The organism is Acinetobacter pittii, assembly GCF_034067285.1.
Lineage (GTDB): Bacteria > Pseudomonadota > Gammaproteobacteria > Pseudomonadales > Moraxellaceae > Acinetobacter > Acinetobacter pittii_E.
Genome location: NZ_CP139286.1, coordinates 2,733,250 through 2,748,914, shown reverse-complemented (window position 1 = coordinate 2,748,914; position 15,665 = coordinate 2,733,250). Strand labels below are relative to the sequence as shown.

17 protein-coding genes are annotated in these 15,665 nt (G+C 38.6%); 13 read left to right on the top strand and 4 right to left on the bottom strand.

Going from position 1 to position 15,665, the window contains the following annotated elements; genetic code table 11:
• Window positions 1–107: 107 nt before the first annotated feature.
• From SOI81_RS12990 to vdlD, 3 genes are all read left to right on the top strand, one after another.
• A complete protein-coding gene (locus SOI81_RS12990; RefSeq protein ID WP_320540885.1) occupies window positions 108–2,174 on the top strand; it encodes a choline transporter in 2,067 nt (688 codons plus the stop codon).
• Window positions 2,175–2,185: 11 nt separating this feature from the next.
• Window positions 2,186–2,800, top strand: a complete 615-nt coding sequence (locus SOI81_RS12985; RefSeq protein ID WP_002117499.1) for a MarC family protein — start codon at window positions 2,186–2,188, stop codon at window positions 2,798–2,800.
• A 251-nt stretch (window positions 2,801–3,051) separates the two neighbouring features.
• Window positions 3,052–3,567, top strand: a complete 516-nt coding sequence (vdlD, locus tag SOI81_RS12980) for an acyl-CoA thioesterase (protein WP_016141949.1) — start codon at window positions 3,052–3,054, stop codon at window positions 3,565–3,567.
• 131 nt (window positions 3,568–3,698) lie between these two features.
• Here the strand turns inward: vdlD and SOI81_RS12975 are convergent, their stop codons facing one another.
• Window positions 3,699–3,899, bottom strand: coding sequence for a hypothetical protein (locus tag SOI81_RS12975; protein ID WP_000761577.1), 201 nt, complete (start codon window positions 3,897–3,899; stop codon window positions 3,699–3,701).
• Between the two features lie 500 nt (window positions 3,900–4,399).
• On the opposite strand from SOI81_RS12975, the gene SOI81_RS12970 reads away from it, so the two are divergent.
• A complete protein-coding gene (locus SOI81_RS12970; RefSeq protein WP_239975538.1) occupies window positions 4,400–5,398 on the top strand; it encodes a CobW family GTP-binding protein in 999 nt (332 codons plus the stop codon).
• A 44-nt stretch (window positions 5,399–5,442) separates the two neighbouring features.
• Here SOI81_RS12970 and dctA read toward each other — a convergent pair whose 3' ends face one another.
• Window positions 5,443–6,705, bottom strand: a complete 1,263-nt coding sequence (gene dctA, locus SOI81_RS12965; protein WP_239975539.1) for a C4-dicarboxylate transporter DctA — start codon at window positions 6,703–6,705, stop codon at window positions 5,443–5,445.
• A gap of 189 nt (window positions 6,706–6,894) precedes the next feature.
• Between dctA and yaeQ the strand changes: the two genes are divergently transcribed.
• The 5 genes from yaeQ (at window position 6,895) to pgaD (ending at window position 11,864) form a co-directional block, all read left to right on the top strand.
• On the top strand, window positions 6,895–7,425 hold the full coding sequence (yaeQ, locus tag SOI81_RS12960) for a YaeQ family protein (protein ID WP_224993075.1): 531 nt from the start codon (window positions 6,895–6,897) through the stop codon (window positions 7,423–7,425).
• 86 nt (window positions 7,426–7,511) lie between these two features.
• Window positions 7,512–7,853 carry an FKBP-type peptidyl-prolyl cis-trans isomerase gene (fbp, locus tag SOI81_RS12955; RefSeq protein ID WP_224993076.1) on the top strand — a complete coding sequence of 114 codons (342 nt, stop codon included), beginning with the start codon at window positions 7,512–7,514 and terminating at the stop codon, window positions 7,851–7,853.
• Between the two features lie 240 nt (window positions 7,854–8,093).
• Window positions 8,094–10,088 (top strand): poly-beta-1,6-N-acetyl-D-glucosamine N-deacetylase PgaB, encoded by a 1,995-nt coding sequence (gene pgaB, locus SOI81_RS12950; protein ID WP_320540884.1) that lies wholly within the window; start codon window positions 8,094–8,096, stop codon window positions 10,086–10,088.
• Window positions 10,089–10,101: 13 nt separating this feature from the next.
• Window positions 10,102–11,361 carry a poly-beta-1,6-N-acetyl-D-glucosamine synthase gene (gene pgaC / locus SOI81_RS12945; RefSeq protein WP_016141944.1) on the top strand — a complete coding sequence of 420 codons (1,260 nt, stop codon included), beginning with the start codon at window positions 10,102–10,104 and terminating at the stop codon, window positions 11,359–11,361.
• Between the two features lie 83 nt (window positions 11,362–11,444).
• Window positions 11,445–11,864 (top strand): poly-beta-1,6-N-acetyl-D-glucosamine biosynthesis protein PgaD, encoded by a 420-nt coding sequence (gene pgaD / locus SOI81_RS12940; protein ID WP_224993095.1) that lies wholly within the window; start codon window positions 11,445–11,447, stop codon window positions 11,862–11,864.
• A 103-nt stretch (window positions 11,865–11,967) separates the two neighbouring features.
• Here the strand turns inward: pgaD and SOI81_RS12935 are convergent, their stop codons facing one another.
• Window positions 11,968–12,756, bottom strand: coding sequence for a crotonase/enoyl-CoA hydratase family protein (locus SOI81_RS12935; protein ID WP_320540883.1), 789 nt, complete (start codon window positions 12,754–12,756; stop codon window positions 11,968–11,970).
• 248 nt (window positions 12,757–13,004) lie between these two features.
• Here SOI81_RS12935 and pnuC point away from each other — a divergent pair, with 248 nt between their 5' ends.
• The gene (gene pnuC / locus SOI81_RS12930) at window positions 13,005–13,586 is read left to right on the top strand and encodes a nicotinamide riboside transporter PnuC (protein WP_320540882.1); all 582 of its coding nucleotides are present in this window, start codon (window positions 13,005–13,007) and stop codon (window positions 13,584–13,586) included.
• 14 nt (window positions 13,587–13,600) lie between these two features.
• Complete coding sequence (locus SOI81_RS12925) at window positions 13,601–13,900, top strand: hypothetical protein (protein WP_320540881.1); 300 nt, start codon at window positions 13,601–13,603, stop codon at window positions 13,898–13,900.
• Between the two features lie 46 nt (window positions 13,901–13,946).
• Here the strand turns inward: SOI81_RS12925 and SOI81_RS12920 are convergent, their stop codons facing one another.
• A complete protein-coding gene (locus SOI81_RS12920; RefSeq protein ID WP_004794038.1) occupies window positions 13,947–14,759 on the bottom strand; it encodes an IclR family transcriptional regulator in 813 nt (270 codons plus the stop codon).
• Between the two features lie 273 nt (window positions 14,760–15,032).
• Between SOI81_RS12920 and ndoA the strand changes: the two genes are divergently transcribed.
• Together ndoA and SOI81_RS12910 are read left to right on the top strand one after the other, a co-directional pair.
• Complete coding sequence (gene ndoA, locus SOI81_RS12915) at window positions 15,033–15,338, top strand: non-heme iron oxygenase ferredoxin subunit (protein WP_002117586.1); 306 nt, start codon at window positions 15,033–15,035, stop codon at window positions 15,336–15,338.
• 27 nt (window positions 15,339–15,365) lie between these two features.
• Window positions 15,366–15,665, top strand: a complete 300-nt coding sequence (locus SOI81_RS12910) for a recombinase-like helix-turn-helix domain-containing protein (protein ID WP_016141937.1) — start codon at window positions 15,366–15,368, stop codon at window positions 15,663–15,665.

Genomic DNA, 15,665 nt, shown 5'->3' with positions numbered 1-15,665 from the left:
ATCTATATATTATTTTTTTGCGTTTAAAGTCGTCTTTTCACTGTTTTAAATAAGAGTGAAAAGACGAAATTAAATATTTTGTTTTTATTTTATTCCTTGAGGATTGTATGGCAACAGATAATCCAAGAGCAGTTGATGATTTAACATTATCTAAATCTAAAAAAGACCCGCTCAACCGTGTGGTTTTTTATTTTTCAGCTCTACTTATTTTAATTTTCTCTCTCGTCACGTTTTTGTTCAACGATTTTGCAAATCGAGTCATGAACACGGTACTACAGTGGGTAACTTCAACCTTTGGTTGGTATTATCTGCTTGCCGCAACGCTCTATATGGTTTTCGTGATTTTTATTGCCTGTTCAAGATATGGCGGTATCAAATTAGGACCTAAGCATTCAAAGCCTGAGTTTAGTTTACTCAGTTGGTCTGCGATGCTGTTTTCGGCTGGTATCGGTATCGACCTGATGTTCTTCTCGGTCGCTGAACCACTATCTCATTATATGCAACCTCCGGTCGGAGCAGGTCAGACCTATGAAGCAGCACGCCAAAGTATGGTTTGGACATTGTTTCACTATGGCTTAACTGGCTGGTGTATGTATGCCTTGATTGGTATGTCATTGGGATATTTCAGTTATCGTTATAACTTACCGCTTACCATTCGTTCTGCACTTTACCCAATTTTTGGGAACAGAATTAATGGTGCGATTGGACATAGTGTAGATACGGCTGCCGTGATCGGGACAATTTTCGGTATTGCGACAACCTGCGGGATTGGAGTGGTACAGCTGAATTACGGCCTACATGTGTTATTGGGATTACCAGAAAATATCTGGATGCAATTTATCCTGATTGCTGTTGCAGTCGGCATTAGTGTTATTTCGGTAACATCTGGGGTCAATAAAGGCCTGCGGATTTTATCTGAAATCAATATTTATGTTTCGATCGGGCTATTACTGTTTATTTTGTTCTTGGGAAATACCGAGTTTTTACTCAATGCCCTTGTCCAAAATATTGGTGACTATTTAACCCGTTTCCCAACTTTAGCCTTACAAAGTTTCGCTTTTGAACAGCCTAAAGAGTGGATGAGTAGTTGGACTTTCTTCTTCTGGGCATGGTGGATTGCTTGGTCTCCATTTGTTGGACTCTTTCTGGCACGTATCTCAAGAGGACGTACCATCCGTGAGTTTGTGTGCGGTACCTTAATTATTCCACTTCTATTTACGCTTACGTGGTTATCTATTTTTGGTAATAGCGCATTACACAGCGTTATTTTTGAAGGTAATCAAACCTTAGCCGCAACAGTGTTGGCAAACCCGGCACATGGTTTTTATGACCTGTTAGCACAATACCCGGGCTTTACCTTTATTGCTTCAATTGCCACTGTGACAGGACTTTTGTTCTACGTGACTTCGGCCGATTCGGGGGCACTGGTTTTAGGTAACTTCACCACAAAACTGACTCATATTGATAATGATGCTCCTCGTTGGTTAAGTGTGTTTTGGGCGGTGGCAATTGGTTTGCTCACATTAGCCATGTTGATGACCAACGGCATTACCGCTTTGCAAAATGCAACGATTATTATGGGACTGCCGTTTAGTTTTGTGATGTTCCTTGTGATGGCTGGGCTTTATAAATCGCTCAGACTTGAAGATTACAGGCATGCTAGTCGAAGTATGAATGCTGCTCCAGTCGTAGGGAACGTGGATATTCTCAACTGGAAACAACGTTTAACTCGAGTCATGCATCATCCGGGAACCACTGAAACACAGCGCATGCTAGATACAGTTTGTTTGCCAGCCGTTCAGGCTGTTGCCGATGAGCTTGTTAAGCAGGGCATGAATGTAGATGTGCAGCAAACACCATTAGAAGATGAAGACACGCTTTACCATCTAGATCTCACCATTCATTTGGAAGAAGAGCAAAACTTTGTTTATCAGATCTGGCCTGTACGCTATAGCGCACCGAATTTCAGTCAACGTGTGAAACGAGGTAAACAGTTCTATTACCGTCTTGAAACCTATCTTTATGATGGCTCTCAAGATAACGATCTGGTTGGTTACAGTAAAGAACAGGTTATTAATGACATTTTAGATAAATATGAAAGACATATGACGTTCTTACATATTAATCGTATTAGCCCAGGGAATCGTCCATTGTTCCCAGATCCACAAGCTTAAGAGGAAAATGCATGGCTTCTCCTTATCTACATTCTTTTGCTTTATTTTTCTCGTTGCTCAATCCATTTCTAATGAGCATCTACATGATTGGCCTGATCCGTCATTCAGAAGCCAAGGTGTTTAATAAAGCACTGATTCAGGGAAGTTTGATTGCTTTTGTCGTGTTCATGCTATTTGCATGGGGCGGTGAAACAATTTTTAGTAAATATCTGAATGTACGTTTTGAAGCCTTTCAGATATTTGGAGGCCTTATCTTTTTGGTGATTGGCTATCGCTATGTTTTTCAGGGTGCCGATACGATTGGTGAAATGCGCGGTGCACCAGAGCATCTGGCAGGCACCATTGCCATGCCGTTTATGATCGGTCCGGGCACCATTAGTGCTGCTGTGGTCACAGGGATTGAAATGTCAATTGGTGAGGCAGCCCTAGTGATTGCCTTTACCTTGTTCTTAACATGCAGTATTTTGATTTTGATGAAATTTTCACATGATCATTTACGCTATAAACATGCCAAGCATATCGACCGCTATTTTGATATTGTTGGGCGTTTATCTGCTTTATTAATCGGTACGATCGCCATTGATATGATCATTAATGGTGTGACAGGCGTCATTAATAAAGTATAGCAAGTCACTCATAAGAACCTGCTATGTCATGAACATGGAATAAAATGGCATAGCATCTTCTAAAAAACTCTAAGATAAATAAAACAGCTTTAAAAAATAACTTTAAAAATAATGTCTTAAAAAATTAAATTTTAAAAAACAATCAAAGATATTAAAAAATACAATGCCATGTTGTGGATTTAAGCATGTTTTTTTTGTGAATTATCAACCATAATGTTGTCTGAGCTTGTTTTAAGACCCAGAGTTTAGCTATGCCTACATTAGATGAAATAACCCCAGCAACTGATGACCAGTCTGAATTGACGATGTCAGTTTTGATGACGCCTGATATGGCAAATTTTTCAGGTAATGTTCATGGTGGTACGATTCTAAAACTACTCGACCAAGTCGCTTACGCTTGCGCAAGTCGTTATTCGGGTGGCTATGTAGTGACTTTATCTGTAGATAAGGTGAATTTTAAAGAACCGATTTATGTAGGTGAGCTGGTAACGTTCTTGGCAAGTGTGAACCATGTAGGCCGTACTTCAATGGAAGTAGGCATTCGTGTTGAAGCCCAAAATATCCAGAAGCGTACAGTACGCCATACCAATAGCTGTTATTTCACGATGGTCGCTGTTGATGAACAGGGCAAGCCATGTGAAGTACCTCAATTAAATCTCAATACTGAGTGGAAACGTTGCCGCTTTGAAGCAGCTGAGCACCGTAAGGTTTTACGTTTGCAAGAAAACCATAATCCATCTTGTAGCATGTATAAGAAAACTTCTTAAAAAAACAAATTGAATTAAAAAAGGACCGAACCGCAGCATGGTTCGATCCTTTCTTTTCTTTACTAAAATTCAGCGTCCATATTTCCTTTCAGTAAAATTATCTCTGAGCTTGGAGGAGAGTGCTTAGAGAATTAACGAGTTGCAGGAGCAGCTTCAGAAGCAGAACCTACAGCATCAGATGCAGCATTTGCAGTGTTTGCTTGTTCTTGAGTTGAAACAACAACTTTTTCTTCACCAGCAGTGTTATGTGCTTGGTCGTGCTTAGAAGCAGCGAAAGTTGAAGCAGCAGTTAAAGCAAGTGTAGTAGCGAGTAAAGTTTTAGCTAATTTCATTTTATGGCATCCTTAAATTTCATTTAAAAATAAATTAAACCTAATCGTTCATACCTACATGAAACCTGTATGGCTGAATGACTAAGCTAGGACACATGCTAAGCTGAGCTTCGAATTACATCAATTAACTTAACAATCTATTACGGCTATCTTAACAATATGAAATATACGGGTCGTTTATGTGAGCAATCTGTAAAATAAAGGGGCTTAAATACACCTTAAAATGTGAAAAAATATTTCTTTTTGAGTGAAAAAAAACCAAATTGTTTACGTAAACCTAACACTTTGGCATGAATTGTGAATATGCTTGAATAGGATATTTCGTTTGAATTATAAATATCAAAAGTTAATTTAGATAATTGATGAGATGCCTGTCACATATTTGGGGCTTTAGCCCAATAATTGAAAAGTATATCTTCAAAGTGAAAAATCATTTTCATGCTACTTAAACAGTGATATACCTTTCTTAGTTTTTTAAACCTTGTTGATTTGAGCCGCTTGTGAAACTGATTGCCCAAAAAACTGTTCCTACCCATATTATCTCTGGTTTTTTAGGGGCAGGAAAAACCACATTATTACAGCATTTATTAAGTCAGAAGCCTAAAGATGAGGTTTGGGCGGTATTAATGAATGAGTTTGGGCAAATTGGAGTAGACCAACAACTCTTACCTCAAGACGAAGGATATGCAGTCAAAGAACTATTAGGTGGTTGTCTATGTTGCAGCAGTCAGTTGCCTATGCATATTGCTTTAGCTCGACTGTTAAGTGAACAGAAACCAGATAGACTCTTTATTGAGCCGACTGGACTTGGGCATCCTTCTCAGTTATTTGACCAACTGACTGAACCTCATTGGCAAAGTAGTTTAGCCATGCGAGCGTTGATTACGGTGGTTGATGGTAGCCGTTTGCATGATACCAATTGGGTTAAACAAAACCTTTATGAAGATCAGTTAAAAGCTGCCCAGATTGTGGTGGTGTCACATACGGATGTAATGACTTTTGAAGATGATCAGGCGCTTGAGTTATTAAAAGATGAATACCAGCCTTATCACCAAGAGTGGATTAAAACTGAACATGGTCAGTTAGCCTTAAATAAAATTGATGTGGCTGCTCGTTTAACTGAACGATCTATACAACCTTTACTTAAACTTCAAAAGCAAATGAGCGAGAGCGAGATCGTAAAGGAAATTCAGCAATTACCTTATCATTATGTTGAGTCGGCACAAGGTTATATTGTGGCAGGTTGGAAATTACCTAAACGCTGGAAATTCGATTTTTATGCATTGCTAGACGTATTATGTGCGCAGCAGGATTGGCTAAGAATCAAGGGAATTTTTAATACAGATCAAGGTTGGAAAGTTTTTAACTTTAACCCTGATCAGTTTAATTATAAGACAGGCGAAGAGGGTATTGATAACCGGATTGAGATCATTAGCGAACATCATCACGATTGGTTAGCTTTTGAAACAGCGTTACTTGCTTGTCAGCTTGAAGAATAGAGAACATTGAGCAAAAGAAGAGCCAATGTTCTCTATGAATAGTTTTAAGGCTTAGCTTCTAACACAGCTTTAGCTTGGGCATGATCAATATCTTTTTCCCAGTGAGCAATCACTACGGTCGCCACACAGTTACCGATTAAGTTGGTACAGGCACGAATAATTCCAATAAACCAATCGACTGAAAGTAGCAGCACTAAGCCAATTGCAGGGAGACTTGGAATAACTGAAAGTGTTGCTGCAAGAATAACTAAAGCTGAGCCGGGAATGCCGTGCGCCCCTTTAGATGTGATGAGTGAAACCAGTAAGATTGCTAGCAAGTCATGCATAGACAAATCAATATTGCAGGCTTGCGCAATAAAAATTACACCTAACGTTAAGTAAATTGAAAACCCATCCAAATTAAATGAATAACCAGTGGGAATAACCAAACCCACAGTTGAGTCTTTAATTCCTAGATTTTTGAGCTTTTTCATAATTTGAGGAAGAACAGAGTCTGAAGAGGCTGTACCTAAAACAATGGCAAGTTCATCTTTAAAATAGCCCACAAATTTGAAAATATTGAGACCAGCGAGTTTTAAAATCGAACCTAAAACAATAACGACAAATAAAATGCAGGTTGCATAAAACAGTAAAACCAAATAACCCAATTGTAAGAGCGAATCTAAACCAAACTTAGCAGTGGTGTAGGCGACTGAACCAAATACACCAATTGGGGCTAAACGTATAATAAGTCCCATAATTTTAAAGAAGACTTCCGAAAAAGCTTCCAACGCTTGGCGTACCAGCTCTGCTAAATGTTTAGGAATTAAAAGTAGAGAAATGCCAAATAAAATAGCGATGAGTAAAACCTGTAAAATATCGCCGTTTGCAAAAGCGGCAGTGAAGGTTTTTGGAATAATATTGAGTAGAAATTCCGAACCTGTATGCATTTCATGGGCACGTTCGGTGTAGGTACTTAAATCTTTTGCATCTAAATGGCTAATATCGATATTCATACCGACGCCCGGTTTAAATACATAGGCCACAATAATGCCTAAAACTAAAGCAATACTGGTCACCACTTCAAAATAAAGAATGGTTTTTGCACCGACTTTGCCCATTTTTTTGATGTCATTTGCACCATAGATTCCCAGTACAACCACACAAAACACAATGGGGGCAATCAGCATTTTAATTAAAGAAATAAAACCATCACCTAATGGTTTTAGAGATAGGGAGAAATCATGAAAACCAATTCCAACTGCAACCCCAAGAAAGAGAGCACAAAGAACCTGTAAAAATAAACTACGCTTGAGCTTTTGCCACATAAGTCATCAATTTTAGCAAGAGGAGAATATTTCTCTTTCAAGCAAAAAGTCGGCCAACTATAAAATAAGCTGAGCGTTTTGGAAGAATATGCAAATTTCGCATGACTAGGCTTTGCATTGTTCAGTTTTTTTATAATTTTTTACCCAAAATCGAGTATCCTTAGCGCCAAATTTTTGGACATATTAATCATGGCGCTTAAAGCAACAATTTATAAGGCAGACTTGAATATTGCTAATATGGATGACCATATTTATGGTGATTACCAGCTGACGCTTGCCCTACATCCTTCGGAAACTTTAGAACGTTTAATGGTTCGTCTAATGGCTTTTGCCCGTTTCGCAAGTGATGAGCTTGAGTTTACTAAAGACCTTTTTGAAACTGACGAGCCAGCATTATGGCAAAAAGATTTAACTGGTCAGCTAGAAACATGGATTGAAGTCGGTTTGCCGTCTGAAGATAAAGTCAAAAAAGCCAGTGCGCGTTGTAAAACGGTTGCGATTGTTGTTTATGGCACACAAGTCGAAGACTGGTGGAAGAGAAATAGTAAAATTAAAACATTAAATAACGTTCAAGTGTGGCAAATTGCCCCTCAAAGCACCGCTGAGCTTGAGCAACTTTGCGAACGTACGATGCAGCTTCAATTAAATGTCATGGACAATGAATGGACGCTTTTAGGTGAAAAGGGTCAGGCAAGTGTTGTGTGGACACAGTTACAGTAACATAGAAAAGCGCAACAAATTCTACAGATTCAGTTGGTACACTAAGTACTAATTTTGATTTAGAGTTCCAGTTTAAGGGGTATACCATGTCAAATGAATTAGAAATTATTGATTTAAAAGTGGGTGAAGGCAAAGAAGCGGTTAAAGGCGCTTTGATTACAACTCACTATACAGGTTGGTTAGAAGACGGCACAAAATTTGATTCTTCAATTGACCGCGGTAATTATTTTGAATGTGTAATTGGCACCGGCCGTGTAATTAAAGGCTGGGATCAAGGCATTATGGGAATGAAAGTTGGCGGCAAACGTAAACTCATCGTGCCTGCTCATTTAGCTTATGGTGAGCGTAAAATGGGTAAGATTATTCCCGCTAATTCTAATTTAATTTTTGAAATTGAATTATTCGATGTCAAAACTCGTGACGAGTGAAAACTTAAAGCCCTTTAGGGGGCTTTCTTATTTATATGAGCTTTAAATATAAATACATTATTAATTTATATTTTAGCTTTTTGAATATTTAAGATTATTTTCAGATTATTTGATTATAAATGCTGACTGAAAAACTGTTCATTTGCAGGCAGTGTGATATTAAGACCAAATTTCAAAAAATTTGTGCCTTAACATCAAATTTCACATAAATAATCTATATTGATATTGAGACGCTATTTCATGACTATCCGCTTTGCATCTCCTTTGTTGAACATATCACTTGGCTTGGCCTTGGCAGGTTTGTCAGGCATGGCATTAGCTAAACCACCTAAACTGGACGCTTCAACACTTACGGTGATTGGTTATCATGAAATTACCGATACTAAAAATGCCTTAATTCCTCAATATGCAGTGACCACTCAACAATTTACACAGCACGTTGAATGGCTACAAAAAAACGGATTCCATTTTATTACGGTTGATCAGTTGATCCGTGCTCATCAGGGTAAGGCTCAACTGCCTACAAAACCGGTTTTGTTAACTGTAGATGATGGTTATCAATCTTTCTATCAAAATGCTTATCCAGTCATTAAAGCTAAAAAAATTCCGGTTGTTCTAGCTGTTGTAGGTTCATGGTTAGAACCAAAAGCAGGGCAGAAAGTTGATTTTTCAGGGGAAGAAATCCCACGTGACAAAATCTTAAGCTGGGGTGAGCTCAAAGAGATGCAAGATAGTGGTTTTGTAGAAATTGCAAGCCATAGCTATCATTTACACCGCGGTATTACAGGCAACCCGCAAGGGAATTCTGAACCTGCTGCAACAACTCGTTTTTATGATGTTAAAACTCAAACCTACGAGAACGATCAACAATATCAATCACGTATCTATAATGATTTAAAGAAAAATAACGAGCTACTTAAAGCACATGGCTTACGTTCGCCACGTATTATGGTGTGGCCATATGGTCGCTATAATATGCAAACTGTCCAAATTGCGAAAAAATTGGGTATGCCAGTCACTATTACATTGGATGATGGGGCCGATCACGCAAAACAATCTCTACAAAATATGAGCCGTATTTTGGTAGAAGGCGATATGACGACTGATGATTTGGCTCAAGAAATCAAAAATCGTGAATTGAATTTAACGGATAACAACCGTCCGCAAAAAATTATGCATGTCGATCTGGACTATATTTATGACCCAGACCCGAAACAGCAAGAGCGTAATCTAGGTCACTTGTTAGACCGAATTAATGCGATGGGTGTAAATACAGTCTATTTGCAAGCTTTTTCAGACCCAGATGCTAATGGTTCTGCCGATATGGTTTATTTCCCGAACCGTCACATTCCAATGCGTGCTGACTTATTTAACCGTGTAGCATGGCAAATTCAAACCCGTACGCCTGTAAGTCGTATTTATGCATGGATGCCTTTATTGGCATGGGAACTACCAAAAACTGATCCTGTTTCTAAGGATTTGGTTGTGACAGAGCAAGCAAAAGCTGGTGAACACCTCAACATGGGGTATATCCGTTTAAGTCCGTTCTCATCTGACGCACGCCAAACTATTCGTGAGATTTATCAAGACTTGGCTAAGTCATCTTCATTTAACGGAATTTTATTCCATGACGATGTCACCTTATCTGACTATGAAGATGCAAGCCCAGATGCCTTAAAAGCTTATGCGAAACAAGGTTTACCAACAGATTTAGCAAAAATTCGTGATAACGATCAAAATTTGCAAAAATGGACTGCGTATAAGACAAAATATCTAGATGATTTTGCCATGCAACTCGTTGATGACGTGCGACAATATGAACCGTTCTTGCTTACCGCACGTAACTTATACGCGCAAGTTGCTTTAAAACCATATGCAGAAAACTGGTATTCACAATCGCTTGAAGAGTCGTTAAAACGTTATGACTTTACGGCTATTATGGCAATGCCTTATATGGAACAGGTCGATAACTCTGATCAATTCTATAAAGATATGATTGATCGTGTGAAACAATATCCAAATGGCATTAAGAAAACTGTTTTTGAATTACAGGCAACCGACTGGCGTAAAAACGAAAAGGTACCATCGGCTGAAATGGCTGCAACAATTCATTCTCTTTATCAGCAAGGTGTCATGCATGTTGGATATTACCCAGATGACCCAATTAAAGATCATCCGGATGTGAACACGATGAATAAAGCATTTGCTGAAAAATCATCTCGTCTTGTGCCGTAGTTGGGGCTAAAACATGACAATCTTTGCTGCAATATGGTCGCATGCCTTAAAATTCGTTTTCTATTATCCATTATTCATGTCGTATTTATGGATGATTGGCGCGATCATTTTCTATTGGAAAGAACGTCAGGCTCCGCCTTACGATCAACCTGCTCCATTAGAGAGTTATCCGAAAGTCGCTGTGTTAATTCCTTGTTTTAATGAAGGAGATAATGCAGAGGAAACGATCAGCCATGCTTTAAAACTGGACTATCCTCATTTTGAGGTCATTGCGATTAATGATGGTAGCTCAGACAATACCGGCGAAGTACTCGACCGCTTAGCAGCACAACATGAAAAACTACGTGTTGTTCATTTGGCTCAAAACCAAGGTAAAGCCATGGGGTTGCAAGCTGGAAGCTTAATGACCGATGCCGAGTTTTTAATTGGTATTGATGGGGATGCTTTACTCGATCCACACGCAGCAAAGTGGATGATTCGTCATTTTCTGGAAAATCCAACGGTGGCAGCTGTTACGGGCAACCCGCGTATTCGTACTCGCTCAACTTTACTGGGGCGTATTCAGGTCGGTGAGTTTTCATCGATTGTCGGCATGATTAAACGTGCACAACGTACCTTTGGTCGCTTGTTTACCGTATCGGGTGTAATTACTGCTTTTCGTAAGAGTGCTGTTCACCAAGTCGACTATTGGTCACCCAATATGTTGACTGAAGATATCGATATTACTTGGAAATTGCAGCGCGCAGGCTGGGACATACGTTTTGAACCGAATGCCTTGGTCTGGATTTTAATGCCTGAAACTCTAAACGGTTTGTGGAAACAGCGTTTACGTTGGGCTATGGGTGGGGCACAGGTATTAATTAAAAATATTGATGTGTTCACCAAACCGAAATTAAACTTTTTATGGCCTTTAATGTTTGAGCTTTGCTTAACTTTAGTCTGGTCCTATTTAATGCTCGCGATGGCTTTATTATGGCTGGTACATTTTATTTTACCTGTACCTGCTTTAGCCGTTGTGAGCTCTCCATTTTTACCGTATGGTAGCGGTATTTTATTGGGGGCAACCTGTCTCATTCAGTTTGCTTTAAGCAAATGGATGGATAGTCGTTATGAACCACATCTAGGAAAAAACTATTTCTGGATGATCTGGTATCCATTGGTCTTTTGGCTAATCACCATCTCGGCAACTATCGTGGCATTTCCAAAAGTTTTAAAACGTGGGGATGAGAAACGTGCGCGTTGGGTGAGCCCGGATCGGGGCATTCGTGGATGAAATGCAAGAGTCATGAGATTTTAAAGATCGTGCTGTATTGATGTCTGGGGAAAACCACAGCACTTCGTTAGGTAAAGAGAGAAATGAAGACAAATTCGTTGATTATTGATTTACGCCGTCAATTACCATGGCATAAACGCTATGCTTCTACAACAAGCACAGCCATGATGTGGGCGGTCTGGTTGTTGTTGTGGCGTCCGTTTGTACTGATCTGGGTATTGGCTGAGCTTCAAAAAACACATTTGGTTCATCGTTTATTTAATGCCTTTGGTGTAGGTATTGAACATGGCATTACAGCATTAATTGGTTGTGCAATTTGTTTATTGTTATGGAGCCATGTGCTACCAGAGCGCCGTGTCGGTGGCAGTGCGCTTAAAGCAAAACAGACTGATGATTATGCGCGCTATTTTGATTTACCTGAACATGAGATTGAGCAGGGACGTAGCCAGAAAATTACAGTCGTTCACCATGATGAATTAGGTAAAATCGTTAGAGTTGAATAACGATTACCCATAAAAGGAAGCCCACGTTAAGTGGGCTTTTTTCTAAGCTAATTTAGGTCTAACCTTAGTTTTTAAACTGTAGAGCACAGTGCTTGAGTAGGTATCATTTACCTTTAAAAACAGGAGGTCTTTTTTGCAACATGGCAAAAACACCTTCTTGAGCATCTTCTGTGGTGAGCAAAGGTTGAAGATGACTCTGTAGTTGGCTAAATGCCGTTTCATAACCCTCATTCATGGCTTCACGAGCAGAAGCGAGCGTCGCTTTTACCGCAAGTGGTGCAGCTTGAGCGATGTGTTCAGCAATTTCTATTGCACGGTTGAGCTGAGAGCCTTCTGGACATATTTCTGTAATCAGGTTCATATCAAAAGCTGCTTGGGCATCAAAAGAGTCGCCAGTGAGTAAATAACGCATGGCTTTTGCCCAACCCGCGGCTTGAGTAAATCGTGCAGTAGCTCCGCCAAAAGGTAAGATGCCACGTTGAACTTCCATCTGTGCAAACTGAGTATTTTCACTTGCTAAAGCAATGTCTGCATTGAGAAAGAGTTCGATACCAGCGGTATAACAATAGCCTTGTACTGCAACAATCAAAGGTTTACTCAGTTTTTGCCCAACTGTACCCCATGGGTTAATCTCATCATCTTTAAAATCAAAAACACCCGTAGCAAGTTTAGGCTGTAACTCAACTAAATCTAAACCAGCAGTAAAATGGTCCCCATGAGCAAAAATAACTGCACAGCGAAGCGCATCATTATTTTCATATTCTGTCAGGGCTTGAGATAGGTCTTTAATCATGTGGCTATCAAAGGCATTACGTTTTGCTGCCCGATCTAAACCAATTAAAAAAATATGTCCGCGAGTTTCACGGCTGACTTTTCCTTCTTGATTTGACATATTTTCACGCTCTTTTATTTGTCTTTAATTATCTTTTAAACATTCATTTAAAAACGATCAAATACAATTTGTTGATGAATTGATAAGAGTTTCTTTTATCTATGTATCGAAATAAATTGATGTGATTTAAAAAATATAAATCCTCATGCCATGTGAATTTCCATGATTTATTTAAATTAGCAGTTTGCTTAACTGCATATTTTTCTCATAATACCTTGTCAAATTGATCTCAATAAGCAGCTTCTTTTATGTCACCTCTAGAAATTTTCGCGGTCTTGATTAGCCTGATTGGAGTCGGATTAACTGTCATCCGTAATATGTGGTGTTGGCTGTTTAATTTCTTTGCTTTTGTTTTATATGCCTATTTGTTTTACGAATTTAAGCTATATGGCGAAACAATTTTGCAGTTCTTTTTTATGGTCGTCAATTTTTATGGCTTTTACTACTGGCTTAAGGGAAAGCAGCAAGATCATGACATTCGAATTGAACCTATTGCGGTTCAAACCGCTATCATCCAAATGGTCATTGCCGCGGTAGGGGGCTTACTGTTTGGTTTAATTCTTAAAAACTTTACCGATGCAGCGGTGCCGATGCTCGACTCACAGCTTGCAGCATTTAGTTTGCTCGCAACCTATTGGACGAGTCGAAAGCATATTGCGACTTGGATGCTTTGGGTATTTGTCGATATTATTTATGTCGGGATGTTTATCTATAAAGATTTATTTTTAACAGCCGCTTTGTATGCAGCATTTGTATTGATGGCAGCTTATGGTTGGTATCAATGGGAAAAGGTTAAAAAGAAACAGCTTTTGGCCTCAAACCAGCTTTAATTTGGAGAGCGATCATGCTGTTAAGCTTAGATATTTATAAACAACAACAGTTTGATCAAATTGCTGCAAAAATAATGGCAGAGCCAAAACAGTATTGTGAATTTAATTCGGTATCTGATTTTTATAATGCCGCGTGGCTCACAGATTTTCCACAAGGCAGCCAGATTTCTGCCACTGGCTTAGATGATGGTGCTGAAGAGTTTTATGCAATTATTCAGTTTAAAAAGCAGTATTTAAAGTTTGATATTAAAGAGCATCATTTGATACTTGTTTTTCAGGATATGAATGGGAAAGTATTTGAAAGTAACTTCTAATTTATAAAATAAACTTTCATAAAAAAGCGACTTAACGTCGCTTTTTTTAATAAATAAATTTGGAAATTTTATTTGCGGTTTCAATAACAAGACTTGCAATATCTTCTTTGAATGTTCTTTCATCGTAAGTGGTAATTGGGCAACTTACAGAAATAACAGCGACCATTTTACCATTTGACTGTTTAAAAATAGGCGCCGCGCAAGCTGCCATATCATGATTATAATGACCCCAACTCACCATGGTTTTTTGAGTTTTTACGTACGACAGCCTTTGCAATAAAGCTTTTAAATTGGTTGGCGTCAGGTCAGAGAAACTATCCCAATCGCTAAAGTTACGGTAACGCTGACGTACTTCTGTTTCAGGTAAATCAGACAGTAACATTTGACCAATCACGGTGGCATGAGCAGGCCAGCGGGTGCCTAAGCTAATGTTACTCGTAAATGTTCCCATCGACTGAATGTTATTTACAAAGACAATATGAGTACCTTCTAAAATTGAAAGATGCACCGCAAGTTTGGTTTGATCACGTAGTTCTTTCATTAAAGGTGTCGATAAATCGAGTAATGAAAGTTTAGATAAACTGTTAAAACCAAGTTCCATCACTTTAGAATCGAGAGCATAAGTTTTTTGAGATGCTTTTCTTAAATAACCACAAGATTCCAGTGTATAGATCAGACGAAATGCACTAGAACGGTTCACTTCTAAAATTTCAGCGATTTCTGTAATTGTCATTTCTTGCGCTTGTTGGTTAAATGCTTGCAAGATAGCTAAACCCCGCACAAGTCCGGGTACTAAATATCGATCATCATTTTTTGTTGTTTCTGATTCTTGAGAATCTTCTTCAATCGCTAGGCTCATTCGTGTCTTTTTCCTATAAATAAAACAAGGTTCAATTTGGGGCATGCTGCTTTATTTTATAACCATTGTAATTGTTAAAAATGCATAAAACAATTTTTATATTTAAAACTTTGTTTCCAGTTTGAAACGTAACAAAATATTTAAAATTTACTAAATTAATGAATTTTATATTTATTTTTACTTTGACAAAAAATGATCAAGAGGATTATGCTTAGCTTGTGTTTTGAAAATCAAATTATGTTTTGTATATAAAACAAAATGAGGACGCAAGGTATGAGTTGGATCTCAGTTTGTCAGCAGGGTGACGTTAGCGAAGATGAGCCGAAAGCCATCGAAATTGAAGGGAAAAAAATAGGCGTATTTTTTGTCGATGAAAATTACTTTGCTATCGAAAATGTTTGCCCTCATGCGTATGCCTTATTAACCGAAGGATTTATCGAAGATCAGACTGTTGAATGTCCATTGCATGAAGCAATTTTTGACATTCAGACAGGTGAGCTAAAAAGTGGACCAGGGTGTAGAAACCTATGTACGTACCCAGTTCGTGTTGAAGGACAGGATATTCAAATTCAACTCTAGTCCTCACATGTACAAGGAAGCAGAACAATGAAGACATTTAATGAAAAGTTGGCAAGCTGGATTCATGCAACGCCAGCAACCGAAGCAGGTATCAACAATATTCAAGTTCCAGGTCAATCTGAATTGTTGGTTTGGCAGACACGTTATAAAGAGCCAACTCTTTACGAACAAGATTTTGTAAAGAACTTGATTCAGGCATTTTCTGCGGGCGCAACTGAGTTAGATGATGTTGTTTCTGCACTTAATCAACAGGGTTTCCGCTGTGAATCTGGTGATGAATGGACTTCTGCAAGCTTTACAGAAGAAATGCAACGTTTAGGTTATTGA